Annotated in this window: 23 protein-coding genes; 13 read left to right on the top strand and 10 right to left on the bottom strand. The window is 73.5% G+C overall.

Annotated features, from left to right (window positions below):
- Positions 1–12: 12 nt before the first annotated feature.
- The 3 genes from ACFXPX_RS11970 to ACFXPX_RS11980 all read right to left on the bottom strand — a co-directional run bounded on the left by ACFXPX_RS11970 (position 13) and on the right by ACFXPX_RS11980 (position 2,547).
- Complete coding sequence (locus ACFXPX_RS11970; protein WP_380586341.1) at positions 13–849, bottom strand: hypothetical protein; 837 nt, start codon at positions 847–849, stop codon at positions 13–15.
- A gap of 1 nt (position 850) precedes the next feature.
- Positions 851–1,615, bottom strand: a complete 765-nt coding sequence (locus ACFXPX_RS11975; RefSeq protein WP_380640852.1) for a hypothetical protein — start codon at positions 1,613–1,615, stop codon at positions 851–853.
- 179 nt (positions 1,616–1,794) lie between these two features.
- The gene (locus tag ACFXPX_RS11980; RefSeq protein WP_380524519.1) at positions 1,795–2,547 is read right to left on the bottom strand and encodes an acetoacetate decarboxylase; all 753 of its coding nucleotides are present in this window, start codon (positions 2,545–2,547) and stop codon (positions 1,795–1,797) included.
- A 173-nt stretch (positions 2,548–2,720) separates the two neighbouring features.
- Here ACFXPX_RS11980 and ACFXPX_RS11985 point away from each other — a divergent pair, with 173 nt between their 5' ends.
- The 5 genes from ACFXPX_RS11985 (at position 2,721) to ACFXPX_RS12005 (ending at position 7,359) form a co-directional block, all read left to right on the top strand.
- A complete protein-coding gene (locus ACFXPX_RS11985) occupies positions 2,721–3,632 on the top strand; it encodes a 3-hydroxyacyl-CoA dehydrogenase family protein (protein WP_380586348.1) in 912 nt (303 codons plus the stop codon).
- A gap of 102 nt (positions 3,633–3,734) precedes the next feature.
- Positions 3,735–4,394: a TetR/AcrR family transcriptional regulator gene (locus ACFXPX_RS11990; RefSeq protein WP_380524521.1), complete on the top strand. Its 660-nt coding sequence runs from the start codon at positions 3,735–3,737 to the stop codon at positions 4,392–4,394.
- A gap of 50 nt (positions 4,395–4,444) precedes the next feature.
- Positions 4,445–5,179 (top strand): leucine-rich repeat domain-containing protein, encoded by a 735-nt coding sequence (locus ACFXPX_RS11995; RefSeq protein ID WP_380586524.1) that lies wholly within the window; start codon positions 4,445–4,447, stop codon positions 5,177–5,179.
- Positions 5,180–5,379: 200 nt separating this feature from the next.
- On the top strand, positions 5,380–6,681 hold the full coding sequence (gene thrS / locus ACFXPX_RS12000) for a threonine--tRNA ligase (protein WP_380640854.1): 1,302 nt from the start codon (positions 5,380–5,382) through the stop codon (positions 6,679–6,681).
- A 129-nt stretch (positions 6,682–6,810) separates the two neighbouring features.
- On the top strand, positions 6,811–7,359 hold the full coding sequence (locus ACFXPX_RS12005) for a hypothetical protein (protein WP_380524523.1): 549 nt from the start codon (positions 6,811–6,813) through the stop codon (positions 7,357–7,359).
- Positions 7,360–7,407: 48 nt separating this feature from the next.
- Here the strand turns inward: ACFXPX_RS12005 and ACFXPX_RS12010 are convergent, their stop codons facing one another.
- Positions 7,408–7,818 carry a VOC family protein gene (locus ACFXPX_RS12010; RefSeq protein ID WP_380640856.1) on the bottom strand — a complete coding sequence of 137 codons (411 nt, stop codon included), beginning with the start codon at positions 7,816–7,818 and terminating at the stop codon, positions 7,408–7,410.
- A 71-nt stretch (positions 7,819–7,889) separates the two neighbouring features.
- On the opposite strand from ACFXPX_RS12010, the gene ACFXPX_RS12015 reads away from it, so the two are divergent.
- On the top strand, positions 7,890–8,351 hold the full coding sequence (locus ACFXPX_RS12015) for a MarR family winged helix-turn-helix transcriptional regulator (RefSeq protein ID WP_380586354.1): 462 nt from the start codon (positions 7,890–7,892) through the stop codon (positions 8,349–8,351).
- Between the two features lie 28 nt (positions 8,352–8,379).
- Here ACFXPX_RS12015 and ACFXPX_RS12020 read toward each other — a convergent pair whose 3' ends face one another.
- Positions 8,380–9,051 (bottom strand): C40 family peptidase, encoded by a 672-nt coding sequence (locus tag ACFXPX_RS12020; protein WP_380524526.1) that lies wholly within the window; start codon positions 9,049–9,051, stop codon positions 8,380–8,382.
- Between the two features lie 240 nt (positions 9,052–9,291).
- On the opposite strand from ACFXPX_RS12020, the gene ACFXPX_RS12025 reads away from it, so the two are divergent.
- Positions 9,292–9,696: a RidA family protein gene (locus ACFXPX_RS12025; protein ID WP_380524527.1), complete on the top strand. Its 405-nt coding sequence runs from the start codon at positions 9,292–9,294 to the stop codon at positions 9,694–9,696.
- A 13-nt stretch (positions 9,697–9,709) separates the two neighbouring features.
- Here the strand turns inward: ACFXPX_RS12025 and ACFXPX_RS12030 are convergent, their stop codons facing one another.
- Together ACFXPX_RS12030 and ACFXPX_RS12035 are read right to left on the bottom strand one after the other, a co-directional pair.
- Positions 9,710–10,204: an SRPBCC family protein gene (locus ACFXPX_RS12030; RefSeq protein ID WP_380524529.1), complete on the bottom strand. Its 495-nt coding sequence runs from the start codon at positions 10,202–10,204 to the stop codon at positions 9,710–9,712.
- Positions 10,201–10,647, bottom strand: coding sequence for an ArsR/SmtB family transcription factor (locus tag ACFXPX_RS12035; protein ID WP_380524530.1), 447 nt, complete (start codon positions 10,645–10,647; stop codon positions 10,201–10,203). The genes ACFXPX_RS12030 and ACFXPX_RS12035 overlap by 4 nt, the downstream gene beginning before the upstream one ends.
- A 381-nt stretch (positions 10,648–11,028) precedes the next feature.
- On the opposite strand from ACFXPX_RS12035, the gene ACFXPX_RS12040 reads away from it, so the two are divergent.
- From ACFXPX_RS12040 to ACFXPX_RS12055, 4 genes are all read left to right on the top strand, one after another.
- Positions 11,029–11,745: a ScbR family autoregulator-binding transcription factor gene (locus tag ACFXPX_RS12040; protein ID WP_380640858.1), complete on the top strand. Its 717-nt coding sequence runs from the start codon at positions 11,029–11,031 to the stop codon at positions 11,743–11,745.
- A 343-nt stretch (positions 11,746–12,088) separates the two neighbouring features.
- Positions 12,089–12,901, top strand: a complete 813-nt coding sequence (locus tag ACFXPX_RS12045) for a BTAD domain-containing putative transcriptional regulator (protein ID WP_380524539.1) — start codon at positions 12,089–12,091, stop codon at positions 12,899–12,901.
- 145 nt (positions 12,902–13,046) lie between these two features.
- Positions 13,047–15,140, top strand: coding sequence for an NAD-dependent DNA ligase LigA (gene ligA / locus ACFXPX_RS12050; RefSeq protein ID WP_380640860.1), 2,094 nt, complete (start codon positions 13,047–13,049; stop codon positions 15,138–15,140).
- Positions 15,141–15,399: 259 nt separating this feature from the next.
- Positions 15,400–16,191 (top strand): putative protein N(5)-glutamine methyltransferase, encoded by a 792-nt coding sequence (locus ACFXPX_RS12055; protein ID WP_380524534.1) that lies wholly within the window; start codon positions 15,400–15,402, stop codon positions 16,189–16,191.
- Between the two features lie 188 nt (positions 16,192–16,379).
- Here the strand turns inward: ACFXPX_RS12055 and ACFXPX_RS12060 are convergent, their stop codons facing one another.
- Complete coding sequence (locus ACFXPX_RS12060; protein WP_380524535.1) at positions 16,380–16,817, bottom strand: PPOX class F420-dependent oxidoreductase; 438 nt, start codon at positions 16,815–16,817, stop codon at positions 16,380–16,382.
- 199 nt (positions 16,818–17,016) lie between these two features.
- Here ACFXPX_RS12060 and ACFXPX_RS12065 point away from each other — a divergent pair, with 199 nt between their 5' ends.
- Positions 17,017–17,463 (top strand): hypothetical protein, encoded by a 447-nt coding sequence (locus ACFXPX_RS12065; protein ID WP_380640862.1) that lies wholly within the window; start codon positions 17,017–17,019, stop codon positions 17,461–17,463.
- Positions 17,464–17,576: 113 nt separating this feature from the next.
- Here ACFXPX_RS12065 and ACFXPX_RS12070 read toward each other — a convergent pair whose 3' ends face one another.
- Positions 17,577–19,001 carry a pyridoxal phosphate-dependent decarboxylase family protein gene (locus tag ACFXPX_RS12070; protein ID WP_380640864.1) on the bottom strand — a complete coding sequence of 475 codons (1,425 nt, stop codon included), beginning with the start codon at positions 18,999–19,001 and terminating at the stop codon, positions 17,577–17,579.
- A gap of 181 nt (positions 19,002–19,182) precedes the next feature.
- Entirely contained in the window at positions 19,183–20,721 is a 1,539-nt protein-coding gene (locus ACFXPX_RS12075) for an MFS transporter (RefSeq protein ID WP_380640866.1), read from the bottom strand.
- A gap of 147 nt (positions 20,722–20,868) precedes the next feature.
- Here ACFXPX_RS12075 and ACFXPX_RS12080 point away from each other — a divergent pair, with 147 nt between their 5' ends.
- Positions 20,869–21,324: a MarR family winged helix-turn-helix transcriptional regulator gene (locus ACFXPX_RS12080; RefSeq protein WP_380398650.1), complete on the top strand. Its 456-nt coding sequence runs from the start codon at positions 20,869–20,871 to the stop codon at positions 21,322–21,324.
- Positions 21,325–21,379: the final 55 nt, after the last annotated feature.

Genomic DNA, 21,379 nt, shown 5'->3' on the forward strand with positions numbered 1-21,379 from the left:
CGACCGCACCGCTCAGGCCCCTAGGCGCCGGAGCTCGACCGCTTCCTCCAGCAGGGCCCTCGCCGCCGCGTCGTACCCCGCCTTGTGCAGGGTGACGGCGATCTGGTTGAGCGTCCTGGAGAGCTCGGCCGGATTCGAGCCGAGGATCTCCCGGGCGTAGCGTTCCGTGGCCTTCGCGGCCTCTCCCACCTGGCCGGGGCCCTCCGCGCGGCGCAGGGATTCGGTGTAGGCGGCGAGCCAAGGCGGCAGCAGGGCGACCGGTCCGTGCTCCTGGACGTGGTGCACGGCCATGCCGGCGACGGCGAGCGCGTCGGGGTGCGCGCCCGTCTCCTCGGCGATGCCGTGCATCGTGGCCAGGTGGCGCAGGCAGCCCTCGGCGTCCTGCATCCGGTGGCACAACTCCTGGGCCGTGCTGGTGTACTGCCAGGCCTCCTGGTGCCGGGACAGGTGGCGGGCCAGTCCGCCCATCCACTCGTAGCAGGTGGCCTGTCCCACCTCGGGCGGCCGGGACAGGGCCTCCCCGCTGGCGAGGAGCCCGGTCAGCAGGGCGAGTGCCTGCTCGTGCCCGCCCTGCCGGGAGAGTTCCCCGCACCGGGCGAGGGCCCGGTCGAGGGTCTGCGACACGGCGACGCCGGGCAGCGGGACGCCCAGGCGCTCGGCGACCGCGAACGAGGCCCGGCCGTACCGCTGCACCGCGGCCGGGTCGTGGCGGAGTTCTGCCGGTACGGTGAACCGGGCGGGGAAGTCGGCGCGCAGCCGGTCCCCGTGGAGCCGGCAGAGCCGGTCCAGCAGCGCGGAGTCCCCGGCGTCGACGGCTGCTTCGAGCTCGTACCAGAGGTGTCCGGTCATCTCATGCTCCGACGTCCTCGTAGGTGAGTTCCGCGAACACATGGCTCTCGGCCGTCCTGCTCTCTGCCGTCCTGCCCTCCGCCGGCCCGCCGACGGTGCTCCCCGCCGGGCCTCGGCCGCCGAACTCCTTGCGGCCGAACAGCCGGGGGCGTACGCCGGAGACGCGGAACAGCGGCGTGAGGCCGTCCGGGGCGATCACCTTCACGCCGACGCCCTTGGACCCGACGATGCTCAGCCCGGCGGACGCGGAGGCGAGCGGGATCGTCCCCGAGAGCGCCTCCGCGGAGGCGGCGAGGTCGACGCTGGCGCCCTGCTGCTGGGAGACGAGGATCACGGCGGGGCCGGTGGCCACCACCTCGGTCACCACGACCTGGGCGGCCGGCCACCGCCCGGCCGCCGCCAGGTCGAGCACGCGTCGGCCGAGCGCCTCGCGGTCGGCGATCTCGCTGATCCGGCACGACCGCGCCTGGAAGACGATGCCGTGCCGGCGGCTGAACGACACCGCGACGCGGGCGAGCGGTCCGCCGTCGACGTCCGTCGAGACGGCGACCTCGGCGGCCGAGCTGTAGTCCAGGTCCACGCCCCGCTCGCGCTCCCGCACCGCGAACCCGATGCCCACGTCGGCGAGCGAGGTCAGGCGCTCGAACCGGTCCCGGTGCAGGCGGCCGACGTCGCCGAGTTCGAGATGGGTGTTGGGGAGCCAGCTGGACAGGTAGTCGAACTCCGCGCGGAGTTCCTCCGAGTACTGCTCGTGGATCGCGGGCACGCACCCTCCCCCTGGACGCCGGAAGCGCCGGCAGTCGGCATCGTAGGCCAGTGCCCGGACCGGCGGGGTGCAAACGGGTACTCCCAACTTCTGCGCCCGGCAGCGGCGTTGCGGGAGCAACCGGTCCGACCGGTCCGACCGGTCCGACCCGTCCGACCGGCCCGGCGTCGCCGGTGGCATCAGGCGGGGCGGCGCCGCTCCGCGAGGTAGTCGTGCACCGGGGTGACGGGGGAGAGGGTCAGGTCGGTGAGGACGTGGCTCGCGGAGACCACCTCCAGCACCGGCAGGTCGGCCAGGGGTGCCATGACGTGGGCGTTGAGCTGGAGGCGGGCGGGGCCGGTCCAGGCCTCCTTGACCGTGAGGTCGGTGATCCGGGTTCGGACCAGGTCGCAGACCCGCAGGCCGCCGGTGTAGTCGGGGACCACCTTGACCGCGAAGGTCGGCACGCCGATCTGGGCGCGGGCCTCCTCCCGATCCAGCGGCCGCCACTTGTAGGCCATGGTCGCGGTGGCGACCCGCTGGCTGGCGTAGTCCAGGGTGCCGACCAGCGCCCCGGCCTCGGTGAACAGGCGTGGCGAGCCCATCACCTTGGGGTAGGCGCTCAGTTCCCGGCCGGCCGCGGTGGCGGCGAAGTTGTCCAGGTACATCGCGTGCAGGTACTCACCGTGCTCGTCGCCGTGGCGTACGGGGACGACCTGCCCGGCCTCGACGTACGGGCCGTAGCCGTCGACCTCGCCCATCTTCATGATCTCGAAGCGCACCAGCGGCTCGTCGATCTCCAGCGGTTCGGGGACGACCGCGCGCAGGGCCTCCGGGTCGGTCCGGTAGACGACGTTCAGGTACTCGCGGTCGGTGAAGCGGGTGGCGCGCAGCGGGTAGACGGGGGCGGTGAGCGGGGTGGTGGCGTGGCGGACGACCTGGTCGGAACGCATCGGGGGCTCCTCGGGGGTGCGGGTTGTGCGGGGCGGGGTTGTGCTGCCCGCTCAAACGGATACCATGTGTATCGGATACACCATGCATCCGATGGTGGCGGTGAGGCAAGCGCGAACCACACGGCGCAGGCCCGGGCCCCTCGGAGCGCAGTACACCCAAGGAAGTGATCTCGATGTCGTTCACCACCCCCGACCCCACCGGCCGTCCCGTCGCCGTCGTCGGAGCCGGCACCCTAGGGCGCCGCATCGCCCTGATGTTCGCCACCGACGGCGGCGAGGTGCGGATCTACGACCCCTCGGCCGAGCAGCTCGCGGCCGCCGGTGCCTACGTGGCCGAGCAGCTGCCCGCCGTCGCCGCCGGCGTCGGTGCGGGAGGGCCGGGCACCGTCGCCGTCACCGGGGACCTCGCCGAGGCGCTGCGCGGCGCCTGGCTGGTGATCGAGGCGGTTCCGGAGCGCCCCGAGCTCAAGCAGCGGGTCTTCGCCGACCTGGACCGGCACGCCGACCCGGACGCGATCCTGGGCAGCAACTCCTCGTCCTACCCGACCAGCCACTTCGTCGACCGGGTGCGCGAGCCCGAGCGGCTGGTCAACATCCACTTCTACATGCCGCCGACCCAGAACGCGGTGGACGTGATGTCCAGCGGCCGCACCAGCCGGGCGGTCATCGACCTGCTGCTGGCGGAACTGCCGCGGCACGGCGTGTTCCCGTTCGAGGCGCGCCGGGAGAGCACCGGCTTCATCTTCAACCGCATCTGGGCGGCCATCAAGCGCGAGTCGCTCGCCGTGGTCGCCGAGGGCGTGGCCACAGCCGAGGAGGTGGACGCCATGTGGTCCGTCAACACCGGCCTGCGCGGTGGCCCGTTCCGCGCGATGGACCAGGTCGGCCTGGACGTGGTGCTGGACATCGAGCAGCACTACGCGGCCGAACGCCCGGGCCTGCCGGACGGACCGCGCACCCTGCTGGCGGAGTACGTCGGGTCCGGCCGACTCGGCGTCAAGGCCGGGCGCGGCTTCTACGAGTACGAGGCCGGGGCCAGGGACGGGGCCGGGGACAGGGACCGGGAGGGCGCTGCGGCCGCCTGAGGGCTCTCCGGCGGGGCGGGCGGCCCCGGTCCACCCGTAGACTGGGTCCGGGGCCGCCGTCGGCACCGCCGAGCGAAGAACGAGACCCGAGGACCGCAGTTCGTGCCCAAGTCACCCACGAAGCGGCGCCCGCTGACCGTCGCCGCCCTGAACGACAGCGCCCTCGCCCTGTTCACCGAGCACGGCTTCCACGCCACCTCGATCCGTGACATCGTCGCCCGCGCCGGGCTGACCCGGGGCGCCTTCTACTCCAACTACCAGGACAAGGAACAGCTGTTCCTCGCCCTCTACGACCAGCAGATCGACCGGCTGCTCGCCGACCTGCGCAGCGCCTTCACCGCCGCCGCTGCCACTGCCGCTTTTGACAGCGCCACTGCCGCCGCCGCTTCCGGTAGCGCCGCCGCCCAGGACGTGCCGTCCCGGCTGCTGCGCGAACTGGCCGACCGGCGGCGGGTGGACGAGGGCTGGTTCCTGCTCTCGATGGAGTTCACCCTGCACGCCGCCCGGCACCCGGAGGTCGCCCGCAGCCTCGCCGAGCACGAGGCCCGGCTGATCGACGGACTGGTCGAGCTGATCGGGGAGGCCACCGACCACGCCCCGGAGATCAGCCCGCGCGACCTCGCCCGGTTGCTCGTCATCCTGCACGAGGGCGCCACCGCCATGCGCCTCACCGAGGAGGCCCGCGGCGACCTCGCCGAGTTCCCGGAGGACCTGCTGCACCGCGTCGTCGACGGGCTGTTCCACCCCACGGCTCCCCGGTAGGCCTGTCCGGCCCCGCTCTGCCGAGGCGGACAATGGTGGACGTGACAGACATGACGCTCAACCTCTGGCGGCAGCCGCTCGGCCCGGTGGCCGCCGAGGTGCTCAGCTCGGTGTGGGACCGCAACGACCTGACCGTGCTCATCCTCGCCGAAGGCGCGCTCTCCGAAATCCCGCCCGGCATCAGCCGGTTGATGCGGCTGCGCACCCTCGACCTCGGCCACAACCTGTTCACCGAGGTGCCCGCCGAGCTGACCCGGCTCACCTGGTTGCGGGACTTCCTCTACCTGCACGACAACCAGCTGACCGTCCTGCCGGACGACATCGGGAAGCTCACCGAACTCCGCTACCTCAACGTCGGCGAGAACCAGCTCACCGAACTCCCGTTCGCCATTGGCAAGATGACCGAACTGGTCGAACTGCGGGCCCAGCACAACCGGCTCGGCGTCCTGCCCGAGTCCATCGGCGCCCTCGGCGAGTTGCGTGAACTCTGGTTGCGCGGGAACGAGTTGACCGCCCTCCCGGCCTCCTTCGGGCTGCTCTCCGAACTGCGCGAGCTGGAACTGCGGGAGAACGCCCTCGCCGAGCTGCCCGCCGTCCTGGCCGGGCTGCCGCGGCTGCGCCGGATCGACCTGCGCAGCAACGGGATCACCGGACTGCCGGACTGGCTGGCCGACCCGGCCGCACTGCCCGCGCTGGAGAAGCTCGACCTGCGGTGGAACGACGTCCAGGTGTCGGACCGCGTGCGGGAGGCGCTCGCCGAGCGCGGCTGCGCCCTGCTGATGTGAGCTCTCCCATAAAGATCAACGCCAAGGTCCGGGTGCTGCTACCGTGGAAGGCATGAAGCGCGCTGCACTCGCCACGACGACGCCGGAAAGAGTCCCGGCGCGCTGACTGCTGACCTAGTCCGAAGCCCCGGGGCGAGTGCCCCGGGGCTTCGTCGTTCCCGTCCCCACTCGCCCGCGGATCCCGAGTGGAGACCACCCCCATGAACGACCGCCTCGTGAACGACCGCCCCGCTCCCGCGCACGACCGCCCCGCCCCCGCGCACGACCGACCCGCGCACGACCACCGCAAGCTCGGCCGCGAACTCGACCTCTTCGACACCGACCCGCTGATGGGCTCCGGCCTGCCGTACTGGCTGCCCGACGGCGCGGCGATCCGGCACACCCTGGAGGAGTTCATCCGCGGCCGCGAGCGCCGGGCGGGCTACCGCCACGTCTACTCGCCGGTGCTCGGCAAGCGCGAGCTGTACGAGATCTCCGGCCACTGGGACCACTACCGCGAGGACATGTTCCCACCCATGCAACTCGGCTCGGAGGAGATGGTGCTGCGCCCGAGCCTGTGCCCGCACCACGCGCTGATCTTCCGCTCCCGTCCGCACAGCTACCGGGAACTCCCTTTGCGGATGGCCGAGTTGGGTGGCATGTACCGCTCCGAGCTGTCCGGCGTGCTCGGCGGGCTGACCAGGGTCCGGGCGATCCAGCTGAACGACGCGCACGTCTTCTGCACCCCGGAGCAGGCCGCCGACGAGGCCGTCGCCGCCCTGGAGCTGATCCGTGAGGCGCACCGGGCGCTCGGCATCAAGCCGGTCCGCTACCGGCTGTCGCTGCCCGGCGAGGGCGGCAAGTACGTGGCCGACCCGCAGCTGTGGCGGCGGGCCACCGCGCTGCTGACCGACGTACTGGAGCGCTCCGGGGTGCCGTTCGAGGCGGCGGAGGGCGAGGCCGCGTTCTACGGGCCCAAGATCGACGTGCAGATCGCCGACGGCGCCGGGCGGGAGTTCACCCTCTCCACCGTCCAGATCGACTTCCACCAGCCCGAGCGCTTCAACCTGCACTACATCGGCGCGGACGGCGCCAAGCACCGGCCGGTGATGGTGCACCGCAGCGTGATCGGCAGCGTCGAACGGGTGGTCGCCCACCTGATCGAGCTGTACGGCGGGGCGTTCCCGGCCTGGCTGGCACCGGCCCAGGTGGTGCTGCTGCCGATCTCCGACGCCGAGCTGCCGCAGACCGAGCGGCTGCGGCAGCGCTGCCTGGACCTCGGGCTGCGGGCCGAGGTCGCCGGACCGGAGCACGGCAGCCTGGGCGCCCGGATCCGGGAGGCCCGGCTGGTGCCCTACCAGGCGGTGATCGGCGCCAGGGAGGCCGCGGACGGCCGGGTCGCGCTGCGGCTGCGGGACGGCCGCCGGCTGGAGCCGATGGCGGCGGAGGAGGCCTGGGCGCGGATCGGCGCGCTGGTCGCGGACTGTAGCGCCGAGCTGTGGCGGGACGCCCCGGCCGAGTGAACCGGGAGCATACGTACGACTAGTGCGCTGCGCGGTGTGTCGGCGGGGCCGGCGGCGAGGGCCGCCCGTCGAATGGGCGGGGCGGCCGAGTCCCCCGCCGCCGCTGTCCCCACCCTTCCGGAGGTAACCGTGCGCAGACCGCGCAGCTTCGTCGCTCCCGCCCTCGCCGCCTGCCTGACCCTCGCCGGGGCGGTGGCCGCCGCCCCGGCGAGCTCGGCCGGGCTCCGCCCGCTGCCCGTCCCCGAGGTCCAGTACTGCGCGGCCGTCCTCGGCCACCTGCCCGGCGCCGACGGCGCGTCGCCGGTGCTCGGCCGGGCCTGCTCGCCGGACTCCCGCGCCGACGCGCTCGCCCTGGCCGACGGCCGGACCCTCACCCGCGGTGCAGACCAGCCGGCCGACCGGACGCTGCTGCTGGAGGAGTTCAAGGACATCGACTACCAGGGCGGCGTCATCTACTCCTTCTACGGTGACGCCGGCGGTTGCGACGGCACCGGCTACCACCTGGTCAACTACATCGACGTGGCGCTGAGCGTCTCCTCGATGAAGGGCTACAACAACTGCAACGCCGTCCACCTCTGGTCGACCCTCGGCGTGGAGAAGACCACGGACCTCCCGGCGGCCCAGCTGGGCGCCAACTTCAACGACGCGGTCCGCGAACTGCAGGTCTTCCACCGCTGAACGCCCCGGGCGTCGTCGACCGCCGGGAGCGCGCCCCGGCGGTCACGGTCAGTAGGACTGCAGCTCGATCAGGTGGCCCTCGGGGTCGCGCAGGTGGGCGCTGCGCAGGCCGGGACCCCACTCGGGGTGGTCGGTGGCCGGGACGGCGAGGACGCCGCCGTGCCGGAGGCAGAGGGCGAGGGCTTCGTCCACGTCGCCGACCCGGAGGACCAGCATCGCGGTGTCCTGGGTGGGGGTGGCCGGGCGGGCTGGCAGCCCGGTGGTGCCCAGCGTGGCGGACATCGCGGCGCGGTCGAACAGCACCAGGACGGCCTGCTCGTCGACGTCCCAGTTGGCGTACGGGCCCTCGGGCGTGCCCTTGACCAGGGTGGCGCCGGTGAGAGCGGGGAGGACGGCGCGGTAGAAGCCGAAGGTCTCGGCGAAGCGGGTGACGAGCAGGCGGGGGTAGAGGGCGTCCACGGTCGGGCTCCAGCGGGGATCTGAATCAGTGGGTTGACACCCACTATAGGGATCGACCCTAGAATGTCGCCATGGCCTCCGAGAACCCCGCCCCGCCCGACGCGCTGCCGCCGACACTGCTGGGCCTCAGCACCTTCCTGCTCGCCCGGACCGGTCGCACCGCGCGGGCTCGGCTCGCCGGGCAACTGGCCGAACGCGGCCTGCGGCTCTGGGACATGGCCGTGCTGGCGGCCCTCGTCGACTTCGGTCCGCAGGCGCAGCGGGACCTGGTCCGGCGGCTGGGCATCGACCCGAGCGACCTCGCCAAGGTCGCCGACCAGCTCGGCGCGGCCGGGTACGTCGAGCGCAGCCGGGACCAGGCGGACCGCCGGCGGGTCTCGGTGTCGGTCACCGCCGACGGGCGGGCGCTGCTCGCTGAGCTGGAGGCGCGGGCCCGGGCGGTGCAGGACGAGGTGCTGGCCCCGCTCGACCCGGCGGAGCGCCGGGTGCTGCACGACCTGCTGCTGCGGGTGGAGCAGGGGATGCCGGAGTGACACGCTTCCGCGTGATCCACCGGACGGGCTACGTGGGCACCGCTCCGGGGCGGCGGGCGCCGGCGAACTCGTTCGCCCAGCGCGGGATGTCGAGCACGTGCTCGACCCGGGCGATCAGGGTGCCGGTCCGCTCGGCGTGGATCATCGCGCCGTCGCCCGTGTAGATGCCGACGTGGTGCAGCGGGGCGTCGGGGCGGGAGAAGAACAGCAGGTCGCCGGGGCCCAGGGCGTCACGGTCGACCGGGGCGCTGCGGTTGAACTGGGCCACGGTGTAGTGCGCGAGCTCGATGGTGCCGTGGCTGGCGCGGTACCAGCAGTACAGGGACAGTCCGCTGCAGTCGAAGCCGACCGTGCTCTCGCCCATGCACACGCCGTTCAGGTAGCCGTTCTCGCCGTCGCAGAAGCCGAGGCCCGGGCCCAGCCGGTCGCCGCCGCCCCAGGCGTACGGGAGGCCGAGTTGGGTCTCGGCCACCGTGACGACCCGCCGGCCGAGGGCGGCGGCGGGTTCGGTGCCGACGGGGTCGGTGGGCGCAGGGTCGGTGGGTGCCGGGTCGGTGCGGGCGTCGGACGGCGGTGCGGCGTGGGCGGGTTGGGACGCTGCGGCGAGGGCCGGGGTGAGGCCGGCGCCGAGGGCGAGGCCGAGCACCCGCCGGCGTCCGACACCGGACACCCGGTCGTACTCGGGGGGTTGGGGCTCCATCGGTCGACTCCTCCTGGCTGGGGGTGGCCGGTCGCGGCCGACGGTGGTCGATCGGGGTGCCGGCGTGGGTCGGCACCAGGATCGACGTCTGGGGGTGTCGTCCGCCATCACCCACAACGGTGAATCGTGGGCACACGGGCCTTGGTACGGAAGGGGTTTCGCCCGAAATCGGTTTGACGCCCGTTCGTCCGAGGCCAACGATGAGCGCGAACGTTCGGTCGCGATCCCCTCGGAGGCCCCATGAACAGCGCGGTCAAGCTGGTCCGCAACACCCGCCTGACCCAGGCCGTCGACTACGCCTACGCGGCGGTGGTCGACGCCCCGGTCCGCTCGCTCTGGCTCGCCGGGGCCTGCCCGTTGGACGAGGAGGGCCGTACGGTCGCGGTCGGCGACTACGAGGGCCAGGCCCACCAGGTGATGCGCAATCTGATAACCGTGCTGGAGGACGCGGGCGCTGGGCTCACGGACATCGCGCGGACCACCGTGTACGTGGCCTCCGGCAACCAGGCGGACTTGGTGAAGGTGTGGAACGTGTACCGGGAGTACCTGGGGGAGCACGACGCCCCCAGCACGCTGCTCGGCGTCTCGGTGCTCGGCTACACGGACCAGCTGGTGGAGGTGGAGGCGGTGGCCGTGCTGCCCTGACGGACCCGGGTGCTCAGGAGGAGGCGGCGGCGAGCAGGGCGTCCAGCTTCCGGTAGCCCTCGGTCACGCCGCGCTCCATTCCGCTGGCCAGGATCGCGTCCCGGGCCACCAGGTTGTCGACCACCGACAGGACGGTGACCCGGGTGCGGCCCTCGCCGACGGGCTCGAAGACGGCGGTGTCCAGCGAGACGCCGTCCGGCACGCCCTCGAAGGTGAAGGTCTGAACGAGTCGGGTGGCCGGCCGGATTTCGTGGAAGGAGCCGTAGAAGGCGGCGACCTCCTGGCCCTCGCGGTGCACGGAGTAGCGGTAGTGGCCGCCGGTGCGGGCCTCCCACTCGTCGATCTTCAGGTCGAGGTCCTCGGGGCCGAGCCACTGCGCGACCAGCCCGGGCTCGATCCAGGCCCGGAAGACCCGCTCCTGGGGGGCGTCGAACTCGCGGACGATCCGGATGGTGGGCAGGGCCGGGTCCGCCTCGATGCGGGTCTCGCGGCCGGTGGTGGAGGTCATGACGGGTCTCCTTCGGTGGGTGCGGTGGGTGCGGTGAAGCGGTCGGTGCGGGAGTGGGTGCCGGTGTCCGGGGTCGCATCCTGGGTCGGGGCGGTGGCGGCGTTCTCGTCGGTGGCGTCGCTGTCGCCCATGGCCGCGAGGACGGCGTCCAGGCGGAGGAAGCGTTCCTCGGCCCGGCGGCGGTAGCGCTCGATCCAGCTCGTCATCAAGTCCAACACCTGCGGCTCCAGGTGGCACGGCCGCCGCTGGGCGTCCCGGCTGCGGCTGACCAGCCCGGCCTCCTCCAGCACCTTGAGGTGCTTGGAGACGGCCTGCATGGACATCGCATAGGACTCCGCCAACTCGCCGACGGTCGCGTCCCGGACCGAGAGCCGGGCGACGATGTCGCGCCGGGTCGGATCGGCCAGGGCGACGAACGCCCGGGAGAGCTGGTCGACGGCCACGGTGGCACCTCTGTTCTTCCTCAACCGATTGGTTGACAACCACGCTACCCCTGCCCGCCTGCTTGTTCAACCGATTGGTTGTGGAAGTCGCGGAAGCGGAGCTTTGGCAGCTGGTGTCCGGAGGAAGAAACCGTTCATTCGGTTTCTTGGCAGTACTACGAGGCGGCGGTCGCACTGTTCGGCCGATCCATCGGGAGGTGCGACCCCTGATCGCCGAGTCGGGAACTGGCGGACCGTTGACGGCAACTGTGCGGGCAGGTGGGGGAAGAGAGGGCGATTCGGCTGCCTCGTGGGCATCGTCTTGTCGCCCGTTGGGTGCCCGTAGCTAAGATACGGGGTGTTTGGTTTGGTTTTCCCGGAGCGCAGGGCGGGGTGGTTGCGGTGGTACGGCAGGAGCGGGCGCTCCGGACGCGCCGGCTGATCCTGGAGGCCGCGGCGTCGGTCTTCGACGAGTTCGGCTACGAGGGCGCGACCATCGGGGAGGTGGTCTCCCGGGCGGGTGTGACGCGCGGTGCGGTGTACTTCCACTTCGCCTCGAAGCGGGACCTCGCGCAGGGAGTCGTCGAGGAGCAGTTCGTCCAGGACGGAGTGCCGGAACGGAGCTGCAAACTCCAGGAGTTCGTGGACACCGGGATGGTGGTGGCGCACCTGATGCCGCGCGATCCGCTGCTCAGCGCCGGTGCCCGGCTCTCGCTCGGCCAGGACGTGTCCGACGACTTCGGCGGCGGTGCGATCCCCGGCTGGATCGGCCGGATGGAGGCGCTGTTGGTCGCCGCCGGCGACCGGGGCGAACTGCTGCCGCACATCGTCCCGGCCGACACCGCCTGGCTGATCACCGCTGCCTGGACGGGTGTTCAGATCCAGTCGCAGAAGCTCTCCGGCCGGGCCGACCTGGAACTGCGGGTGTCCGGGCTGTTCCAGCACCTGATGCCGAGCGTCGCGGTGCCCGGGGTGCTCGGCTCGTTGCAGATGGGGCCGGACCGCGGGGGGCAGGTGGTCGCCGAGGTCGCGGCGGCCCGGGCGGCGGAGGGTGCTGCTGACGGATCGTCGGCGGGGTCGGAGACGGCGGGTGTCGCGGACGGGGTCGGGGTGGGCTGACCGGCGGGCCGCGCGGTACGGGCGGCAACGGGCCCCGAGGCCAGATGATTTGGGTACAGGTGGCGGCGCGAGGCCCAGGGGGCCGGCGCCGCCTTCGGTTTGTCCGGGGGTGGGCGCGGAGGGTGATCACGTGCGGACGCGGGGCCCCGGTGGTGGGTCGCCCGGTGAAGGTCGGCGCTCGATTCCGTAAAAAACAGCGCGTACGGTTTTGTATTGACAAACCGCACGTGCTGTTTTTCACTGAGGACGGACGGTTGACCCAGGGGTGTCGACTCGGGGTCGGCTGTGGCGGAGGCGCTGCGGCGGAGGGGCCGTGGCGTTCCGCGTGATGGGGGTGGTCATCGTGGAGATCAGGGTGCTCGGGGCGCTGGACGTCCGGGTGTGCGGGGAGTCGGTGGTGCCGACGGCGCCCAAGCCCCGCCAGGTGCTGGGCTTGCTGGCGGTGCGAGCGGACCAGGTGGTCCCGGCCGGGGTGCTGGCCGAGGAGCTGTGGTCCGGCCGCCCGCCGCGCACGGCGCGCACCACCGTGCAGACCTACGTCCTGCACCTGCGTGACCTGATCGACCGGGCGCTCGCCCGGGCCGCTGCGCCCGCCGGGGTCTCCTGCGCCAAGGACGTCCTGGTGACCTCGCCCGGCGGCTACCTGCTGAACAGCGGCAACGGGACGCTGGACGTGCGGGAGTTCGAGCGGCTGGCCGGGGCGGGCCACCGGGCGATGGGCGAGGGCGACCATCCGCAGGCCGCCCGGACGCTCGGCGAGGCGCTGGCGCTGTGGCGCGGACCGGCCTTCGCGGACGTCCCGGCGGGCGGCCAACTCGCCGTTGAGGCGCAGCGGTTGGAAGAGGCCCGGCTCTGCGCGCTGGACCAGCGGATCGAGGCCGACCTGCGGCTGGGACGGCACCGGGCCCTGCTGGCGGAGCTGACCGTACTGGTCGACCGCTACCGCACCCACGAGAGCCTGCACGGCCAGTACATGATCGCCCTGCACCGCTCCGGCCGCCGGGGCGAGGCCCTGGCGGCCTACCAGCGCCTGCGCGCCACCTTGGTGCGGGAGTTGGGCATGGAACCGTCCGCCGGGTTACGGCGGCTCCAGCGGTCCGTCCTGCTGGCCGGCTCGGAGGGGGCGGAGCGCGAACCCGCGCCGGCGGCGCCGTAGCCGGCCCGCCGTCGGCCCACCCGGACGGCCCGGAGCATCCGGTTCGCCCGGAGCAACCGGTTCACTCGGCCGATCGGGTACCCGTGCCCGGGCCCGCCCGCGCCGGACCGGGTCGAATGTCAGTGCGCCTCGCCATGATGGCGGTATGAAGGACGCAGCCACCACGGCCACCCCCGCCACCCTCGCCTCCCCGCAGGCCTACGCCGACGCCGTCGCCACCGCCGTCCGGGCCGCCGGGGCGTACTACGGCGACGGCTCCACCCCGCTCGGGGACGACGAGTACGACGCCCTGGTCCGGGGGATCGAGGCCTACGAGCGCGCGCACCCCGAGCAGGTGCTGCCCGAGTCGCCCACCGGCAAGGTGGCCGGCGGCGCGGTCGTCGGCGACGTCCCGCACAGCACGCCGATGCTCTCGCTCGACAACGTCTTCTCCGCCGAGGAACTGGAGTCCTGGGCCGCCGGGCTGGAGCGCCGGCTCGGCAGACCGGTCGCCGCCTGGTGCGTCGAGCCCAAGCTGGACGGCCTCGCGGTCGCCGCCCGCTACCGGGCCGGCCGGCTGCACCAGGTGCTCACCCGGGGCGACGGCCTGGCCGGGGAGGACATCACCCACGCCGCCGACGCCGTGCTCGGCCTGCCCGCCCGGCTCAGCGAGCCGCTCGACGTGGAACTGCGCGGCGAGGTGCTGCTCACCCACGAACAGTTCGAAGCGGCCAACGCCGTGCGCACCGCCCACGGCGCCACCCCCTTCGCCCACCCGCGCAGCGGCGCCGCCGGCACCCTGCGGGCCAAGGACCGCCCGTACCGGGTCGAGCTCACCTTCTTCGGCTACGACGCCCACGGCCTGCCCGGCCTGCCCGGCCTGCCCGGCCTGGACCACGCCGCGCTGCTCGCCCGTATCGCCGGACTCGGCGCCAACACCGCCGCCACCACCGCGGCCGCGCCCCGCCGCTGCGCCACGCTCGCCGAGGCCGAGCAGCGGATCGAGGAGATCGCCGCGCTGCGCGCCGCACTGCCCTTCGGCATCGACGGCGTCGTGGTCAAGGCGGACGCGGTCGCCGACCAGGAGGAGGCCGGTTCCGGTTCCCGCGCGCCGCGCTGGGCGGTCGCCCGCAAGCTCCAGGCCCAGCACAAGGTCACCCGGCTGCTCGCCGTGGAGTGGAACGTCGGCCGCACCGGGATCATCGCGCCCCGCGCGGTGCTGGAGCCGGTGGTGATCGACGGCGTCACCGTCACCTACGCGACCCTGCACAACCCCGCCGACATCGAGCGCCGCGGACTGATGCTCGGCGACCAGGTGTTCGTCTACCGCGCCGGCGACGTCATCCCGCGCGTCGAGGCGCCGCTGGTGGACGAGCGCACCGGCGCCGAGCAGCCGATCGCCTTCCCCGAGGCCTGTCCGCGCTGCGGCGATGCCATCGACCGCTCGGAGCAGCGCTGGCGCTGCGTGCGCGGCCGCGGCTGCCAGGCCGTCGCCTCGGTGATCTACGCGGCCGGGCGCGACCAGCTCGACATCGAGGGCCTCGGCGGCACCCGGGCCGTCCAGTTGGTCGAATCCGGGCTGGTCGCCGACCTCGCCGACCTCTTCACCCTGACCAAGGAACAACTGCTCACGCTGGAGCGGATGGGCGACACCAGCGCGGACAACCTGCTCGCCGCGATCGAGACCGCCCGCACCCGCCCGCTGAACCGGGTGTTCTGCGCCCTCGGCATCCGCGGCACCGGCCGGACGATGTCGCGCCGGATCGCCGCGCACTTCGGCAGCATGGCCGCGATCCGGGCCGCCGACGCGGAGGCGCTGGCGGGCGTGGACGGCATCGGAACGGAGAAGGCGACCGTGATCGTGGCCGAACTCGCCGACGTGGCGCCGCTGTTGGACCGACTGGCGGAGCAGGGCGTGGGGACGGCGGTCACCGAGCCGCTGGTCGCGGCGGCTGATCCCGCTGCCAGTGCGGCGGGCGAAGGCGCGGAGACGGAAGGTGCGGTGGCCGGTCCGCTGGCCGGGCAGAGCGTGGTGGTCACCGGGAGCATGACCGGCGTCCTGGCCGAGCTCTCCCGCAACGCGATGAACGAACTGATCGAGCGTGCGGGCGGCAAGGCCTCCTCCTCGGTGTCCAAGCGCACCACCCTGCTGGTCGCGGGGGAGAAGGCGGGCTCCAAGCGGGCCAAGGCGGAGGAGCTCGGGGTGCCGGTCACCACCCCGGAGGACTTCGCCGTCCTAGTCGCCGACTTCCTCGGCTGATCGCGCGGCCGACCGCACGGCTCAGCGGCCGGTCGGTGGGCCCGGTCGGTGCGGTAGGGTGGCCGACGCTGTACACGACGAACACGACCGAGAGCCAGGGAGGTGAGACCCATTACCGGTATGTCCGAGCGGGTGCTCCCGGAGCGCGGCCGTGCGGGCGCATCGCGCGCGTAGCGCGGGCGCGCCGACGCGGTGTCGGCCCTGGCGGGAGCCCTGACGGAGTCCTCCGTTCTCCTCCCGTCCTGCCCTAGGAATCCCCTTGTCGGTCTTCTCCTCCGCCGCTCTCCGTTCCTCCGTCGTCTCCCGACTGCGCGCCGCCGGCTGCGTGTTCGCCGAGGACGAGGCCCGGATCCTGCTCACCGCCGCCGCCTCACCCGCCGAACTGGCCGCCATGGTCCGGGCCCGCGCCCAGGGCCGACCGCTCGAACACGTCGTCGGCTGGGCCGAGTTCGCGGGTCTGCGGATCGCCGTCGACCCCGGCGTGTTCGTCCCGCGCCGCCGCAGCGAGTTCCTGGCCGCCGAGGCCGCCCGACTCGCCGGCCCCGGCGCCGTGGTGGTCGACCTGTGCTGCGGCAGCGGTGCCCTCGGCGCCGCCGTGGCGGACCAGGTCGACCACCCGGTCGAGCTGTACGCCGCGGACCTCGACCCCGCCGCCGTCCGCTGCGCCCGGCGCAATCTGGCCGGGACGGGCGCGCGGGTCTACGAGGGCGACCTCTTCGCGCCCCTGCCCGAGGCACTGCGCGGACGGGTGGAGGTACTGATCGCCAACGTCCCGTACGTACCGACCGCGGACGTCGAGCTGTTGCCGCCCGAGGCGCGACTGCACGAGGCCCGGCCCGCGCTGGACGGCGGTGCGGACGGGCTGGACGTGCTGCGCCGGGTGGCCGCGGTCGCGCCCGGGTGGCTGGCGGCGGGCGGGGCGCTGCTGTTCGAGACCAGCGAGCGGCAGGCGGCCGGTGCGCTGGAGGTGGCCCGGGCGGCGGGGTTGGCGGCGGAGGTGAGCCGCGAGGAGGAACTGGACGCCACGGTCGTCACGGCGACCCGGAACTGACCGTCGTCGGCGGGTGGTCGCCTGGGGGCGCCTGGGGGTTGTCGGCCCCGGGAGGCGGGTGGTCGTTCGGGGGCGCTCGTCCGAGGGCGGTCAACGGCCCGGCCACCGTTCCCCTGTGACGGTGGCCGGGCCGGGCTGGTCGGTCGCCGGTCGCCGGTCGCCGGTCACCCGGTCATCCGGTCATCCGGTCAGATCCGGGCGCCGTACACGTGGTCGACCGGGATGGTGAGCAGTACCCGGCGGTCGGCGACCATGACCCTGCGGTAGTCCGCCCAGTCGGGGTGCTCGCCGGCGGCCCGGCGGTAGTAGTCGACCAGGGCCTCGACCTCGGGACCGTCGGGGTCGAGGCCCGGTCCGGTGAGGGTAGCGGTGCCTTCGGCGGTGGCCCAGGAGCGGCCGTCCGGTGCGGTCACCTCCAGGCTGACCCGCGGGTCCCGGCGAAGGTTCGCGGTCTTCGCGAGTCCCTCCCGGGTGGAGATCAGGAGGACGTTCGCCTCGCGGTCGTAGTACGGCAGCACCGGCGAGAGCTGGGGCCGGCCGTCGGCCTTGATGGTGGCGAGGATGCCGAGGCGGCTCTGCGCGAGGAGGGCGTACGGGTCGTACGGAGGGCGCGTGGTGGTGGTCATGGGAGCATCATCGGGCTTCACGCCGGTGTGAAGGGCGGGACCCGGCAGGTGTGTTGCGCCGCTGGCGCCTGGTTGGCCCCGAAAGATGAGGATCTGCGGAATCGCCGGTGGCCGCCGCCGTGCCGCGGCTAGGGTCGGGAGCCGACAGGGCGTGACGATCCGTCACCGAGTGCTGGTCCGAACCGAGGGAGCACACGCGATGGCTGCCGACTACCGGCCCAGGGAAGTGCTGGAGTTCTCCGACGACCTGCACCACGAGGACGTCCTCTCCTTGCAGGCCTTTCTGTCGGCCCGTCTCGGCGAGGTGGTCGAGGCCCAACCCGAGGGCAGCGCCGGCCGTTTCGCGGCCGAGCGCCTCGCCGATGTCACCCGCCGCGACTGCGTCCACCTCGGCGACCTCCTCGTCGCCTGGCGCGAGGTGGTGGTCGAGGACCGGATGGACGTTCCCGGGGAGACCCAACGGCTCCGGCAGGACGTGATGGTGTGGTGGGAGCGGCTGTGCGGAACGGCCGACGGCTTCCGCGACCACCCCGACCACAGCCCCCGGTGGCGGGCGCTGCGCTTCCTGAACCTCGCCCATGCCGAACTGATGGCCGGTCTGACGGACCTGTCGCGGGGCGGGTACGGGGACGGGGCGCACCCGTGAGCTTCTGAACGCCCGAACGCCGGAACGTCCGCACGCCGGAATGCCCGAACCCCGGAACGTCCGAACGCCTGGAACCCCGGCCACCCTACGGGCGGTGACCGGGGTTCCAGGGCTCAGGCGCCGGGCGGGGTCCGGCCGGCGTGGGCCGAGGTGATCACGGCGGTCGCGGCGGAGAGCGCGGCGGCCGTCCGCCGCACGTCCGCCTCCGTGGTGCGCCAGTTGCTGAACGCCGCGCGCAGGGCGGGCAGGCCGGCGTAGCGGGTCGGGGTGAGGAAGGCTTCCGCGGAGAGCTCGGAGGCGAGGGCGGCGAGGCGCTCCGGGGTGGGGTCCTCGGTGAGGGTGAAGCACACTACGTTGAGGCGGACCGGCGCGAGCAGCCGCAGGCCGTCGATCGCCTCGACCGCCGCGCCGAGCGCGCGGGCCCCGGCGACATTGCGCTCCACGATCTCGCGGTGGCCGGCCCGGCCGTAGGCGCGCAGCGTGAACCAGGCGGCCAGGGCGCGCAGGCGGTGAGAGTTCTCCGGGGTCAGGTGCACCAGGTCGGGGTGGTCGCCGACCGGGCCGAGGTAGGCGGCGGCGTTCTGGAAGACCCGGGCCTGGAGGTCGCGGCGGCGGGTGAACTGCACGGCGCTGTCGTAGGGCACGTTGAGCCACTTGTGCAGGTCCACGCAGACCGAGTCGGCGCGGTCGAGCCCGGCGACCAGCTCGGTGTGGTGGGGGGAGAGCGCGGCGAAGGCGCCGAAGGCGGCGTCCACGTGCAGCCAGAACGGGTACCGCTCGCGGAGGGCGGCGATCGCCCGCAGGTCGTCGAAGTCGACGGTGTTCACGGTGCCCGCGTTGGCGACCACGACGCACGGGCCGTCGGCCCCGGCGAGGGCCCGCTCCAGGGCGGCCACGTCCACGGCCTCCCGGCCGGGCAGGGCGGGGACGGCGGTCAGCGCGGTGCGGCCGAGGCCCAGGACGGACAGCGCCTTGGCCACGCTGGAGTGCGCACTGCCCGACAGCACCCGGACCCGGCCCAGCGCGGCGACCCCGTCCTCGGCCACGTCGACCCCGAGGCGTTCGCCCAGCCACTCGCGGGCGATCGCCAGTCCGACCGTGTTGGACTGGGTGGCGCCGCTGACGAAGGTGCCGCTGTGCGCGGGGGAGAGCCCGAACAGCTCGCGCAGCCAGCCGACGGTCTCCCGCTCCAGGTGTTGACCGGCGGGGTCGAGCGAGGAGTTGGAGTTCTGGTCGGCGGTGGCGGTCAGCCAGTCGCCCACCAGCGCGGCCGGGGTCGCCCCGCCCGTCACGAAGCCGAAGTAGCGCGGCCCGGCGCCGGCCGACAGCCGTGGCTCCCAGCGCTCGCCGAACTCGGCCAGGGCCGCCCGCAGTCCGTCGGCGTCCTCGCGCAGCGGCTCCGACGGTGTCGGTCGGCCGGCCTCCTCCGGGATGACCGGCCGGTCGTCGAGCCCGCCGAGGAAGTCGACGGCCCGCTGCCGGGCCTCCTCCAGCAGGGCGGGCAACTGGTCGAGGTCGGCGGCGAGTTCGCGGTGCATGGGGTCTCCGTTGATCGGTGGTCAGGCCGAGGCTAGTGGCGGACGGAGAGGGTGTCGCGGGCCAATTCCGTGCCGGTGGCCCGGGCGGTCGTGGGGCGGGACCGCCCGGGCCACCGGGGGTCGGGGCTGGGGCTGGGGCTGGGGGCTTGGGCCGCTCGGGCCGCTCGGGCGCGGGCCGGGCTCAGGCGGTGGCGGTGTTCTGCGCCTCGTCGGCCCTCGGGTCGGCGGCGGGCCGGTCGGGCGCGGTGGCGGCGATCGGCGGGGCGGGGATCGCGGCGGCGACGGCGGCCGCGAGCAGGGCGACACCGCAGCCGAGCACCAGGCCGACCCGGAATCCGCCCTCCGAGGGCAGGGTGCGGCCGCCCAGGGTGGTGGTCAGCTGGGACAGCACCACGCCGACGACCGCCGCCGACACCGAGGTGCCCAGGGAACGCATCAGGGTGTTGAAGCTGTTGGCGGAGGCCGTCGAGGACAGCGGCACCGCGCTCATGATCAGGGCGGGCATCGCGCCGTACGCCAGCCCCACGCCGCCGTTGGAGACGAGGGTGGCGGTCAGCACGCCCCAGGTGGAGCCCATCAGCGGCAGGGCGAGCCCGTAGCCGGCCGCGATCGCGAGCGCGCCGACGACCAGGGTGAACTTGGGACCGCGCGCGGCGGAAAGGCGTCCGCCCAGCGGGGAGACGAGCATCATCATCAGACCGCCCGGTGCCATCCACAGGCCCATCGCCAGCATCGACTGCCCGAGGCCGTAGCCGGTGGCCTTCGGCAGTTGCAGCAACTGGGGCACGATCAGCGCCTGGGCGTACATGCCGAAGCCGACCAGGACGGACGCGGCGTTGGTGAGCAGCACCCGCGGGCGGGCGGTCACCCGCAGGTCGACCAGCGGCGCGGTGACCCGCAGTTCCCAGCGGGCCCAGAGCAGCAGTACGGCCGCGGCGGCGGTGAACAGGCCGAGGGTGCGGGTGCTGCCCCAGCCCCAGTCGCCGCCCTTGGAGACCGGCAGCAGCAGGCAGACCAGGCCGACGCTGAGTCCGGCGGCACCGATGAAGTCGAAGCGGGTGGCGCTCGGTCGGGTGGCCGCTGCTGGGGCCTGGGTCGGTGCGGGTGCCGGTGCTGGTGCCGGTACGACCGTCCGGATCATGCCGATGATGACGACGGTCAGGACGGCCGTGCCCCAGAACAGGGCGCGCCAGCTGGCGTAGTCGGCGACGGCGGCGGCGATCGGCAGGCCGAGGCCGCCACCGATCCCCATCGAGGCGCTGACCAGGGCGATCGCGGAGCCGAGCCGCTCGGGCGGCAGGACGTCGCGCAGCAGGCTGATGCCGAGCGGCACCAACCCCATGCCGATGCCCTGGAGGGCGCGTCCGGCGATCATCGGCAGCACGGAGGAGGAGAGCGCGCACAGCACGGAGCCGAGCAGCAGCGGGACGCAGGAGGCGATCAGCATCGTCCGCTTGCCCAGGAGGTCGCCGAGGCGCCCGATGATCGGGACGAAGACGGCGGCGGAGAGCAGCGTCGCGGTGATCACCCAGGAGGCGTTGGACGGGGTGGTGCGCAGCAGTTGGGGCAGCTCGCTGATCAGCGGGGTGACCAGGGTCTGCATGATCGCGGCGACGGTGCCGGTGAAGGCGAGCGTGGCGACGATCGGACCGGTACGGAGGGTGGGGGCGGGGCCGTCGATGGCGGGCCTCCTGGGGCTCGGCGGGCGAATGTGCTCCATGCATGAGATGTGCATCATGCACATCGCTGGGAGCATACCCCTCTTGTGCGCCGTGCACATCATGTGGGCGCTGCACTCCTCTGGCATACTGATGGTCGCGATCAATGAGGAATCCGCAGGTCGAGCGGGCGATGGAAGGACTTCGACATGACCAGCCCCACGCACCAGGTCGCCCTTGAATTCCTGGTGTTCGCCCGTCACCGCGACCTCGGCCAGGTCGGCAACCGCCCCGAGGGCAGCCAACTCGAGCGCAGCGCGTACATCCTGCTCAGCCGGGTCGAGGCCCAGGGGCCGATGTCCATCGGCCAGCTCAGCGATGCCTTCGGCCTCGACGTCTCCACCCTCAACCGGCAGACCGCCGGGCTCACGGGCGCCGGCCTGCTGGAGCGCATCCCCGACCCCGACGGCGGGATGGCCCGCAAGTTCCGCCTCACCGACGAGGGCCGCCGCCGCCTGGACGAGGAACGCGGCGCCCACGTCCGCGCCCTCGACCTGGTGATGTCCGACTGGTCGGACGCCGACATCGCCGGCTTCGCCGACTACCTGCGCCGCTTCAACACCGGCATCGAACGCCTCGACGGCCGGCCCTGGCCCCGGCCCTGAGGCCGCACCCCGCAGGGCGGTTCACGGGGACGGCGGCCGCTGGTAGGGCCACGTC

It is taken from the genome of Kitasatospora sp. NPDC059146 (assembly GCF_042786665.1).
GTDB lineage: Bacteria > Actinomycetota > Actinomycetes > Streptomycetales > Streptomycetaceae > Kitasatospora.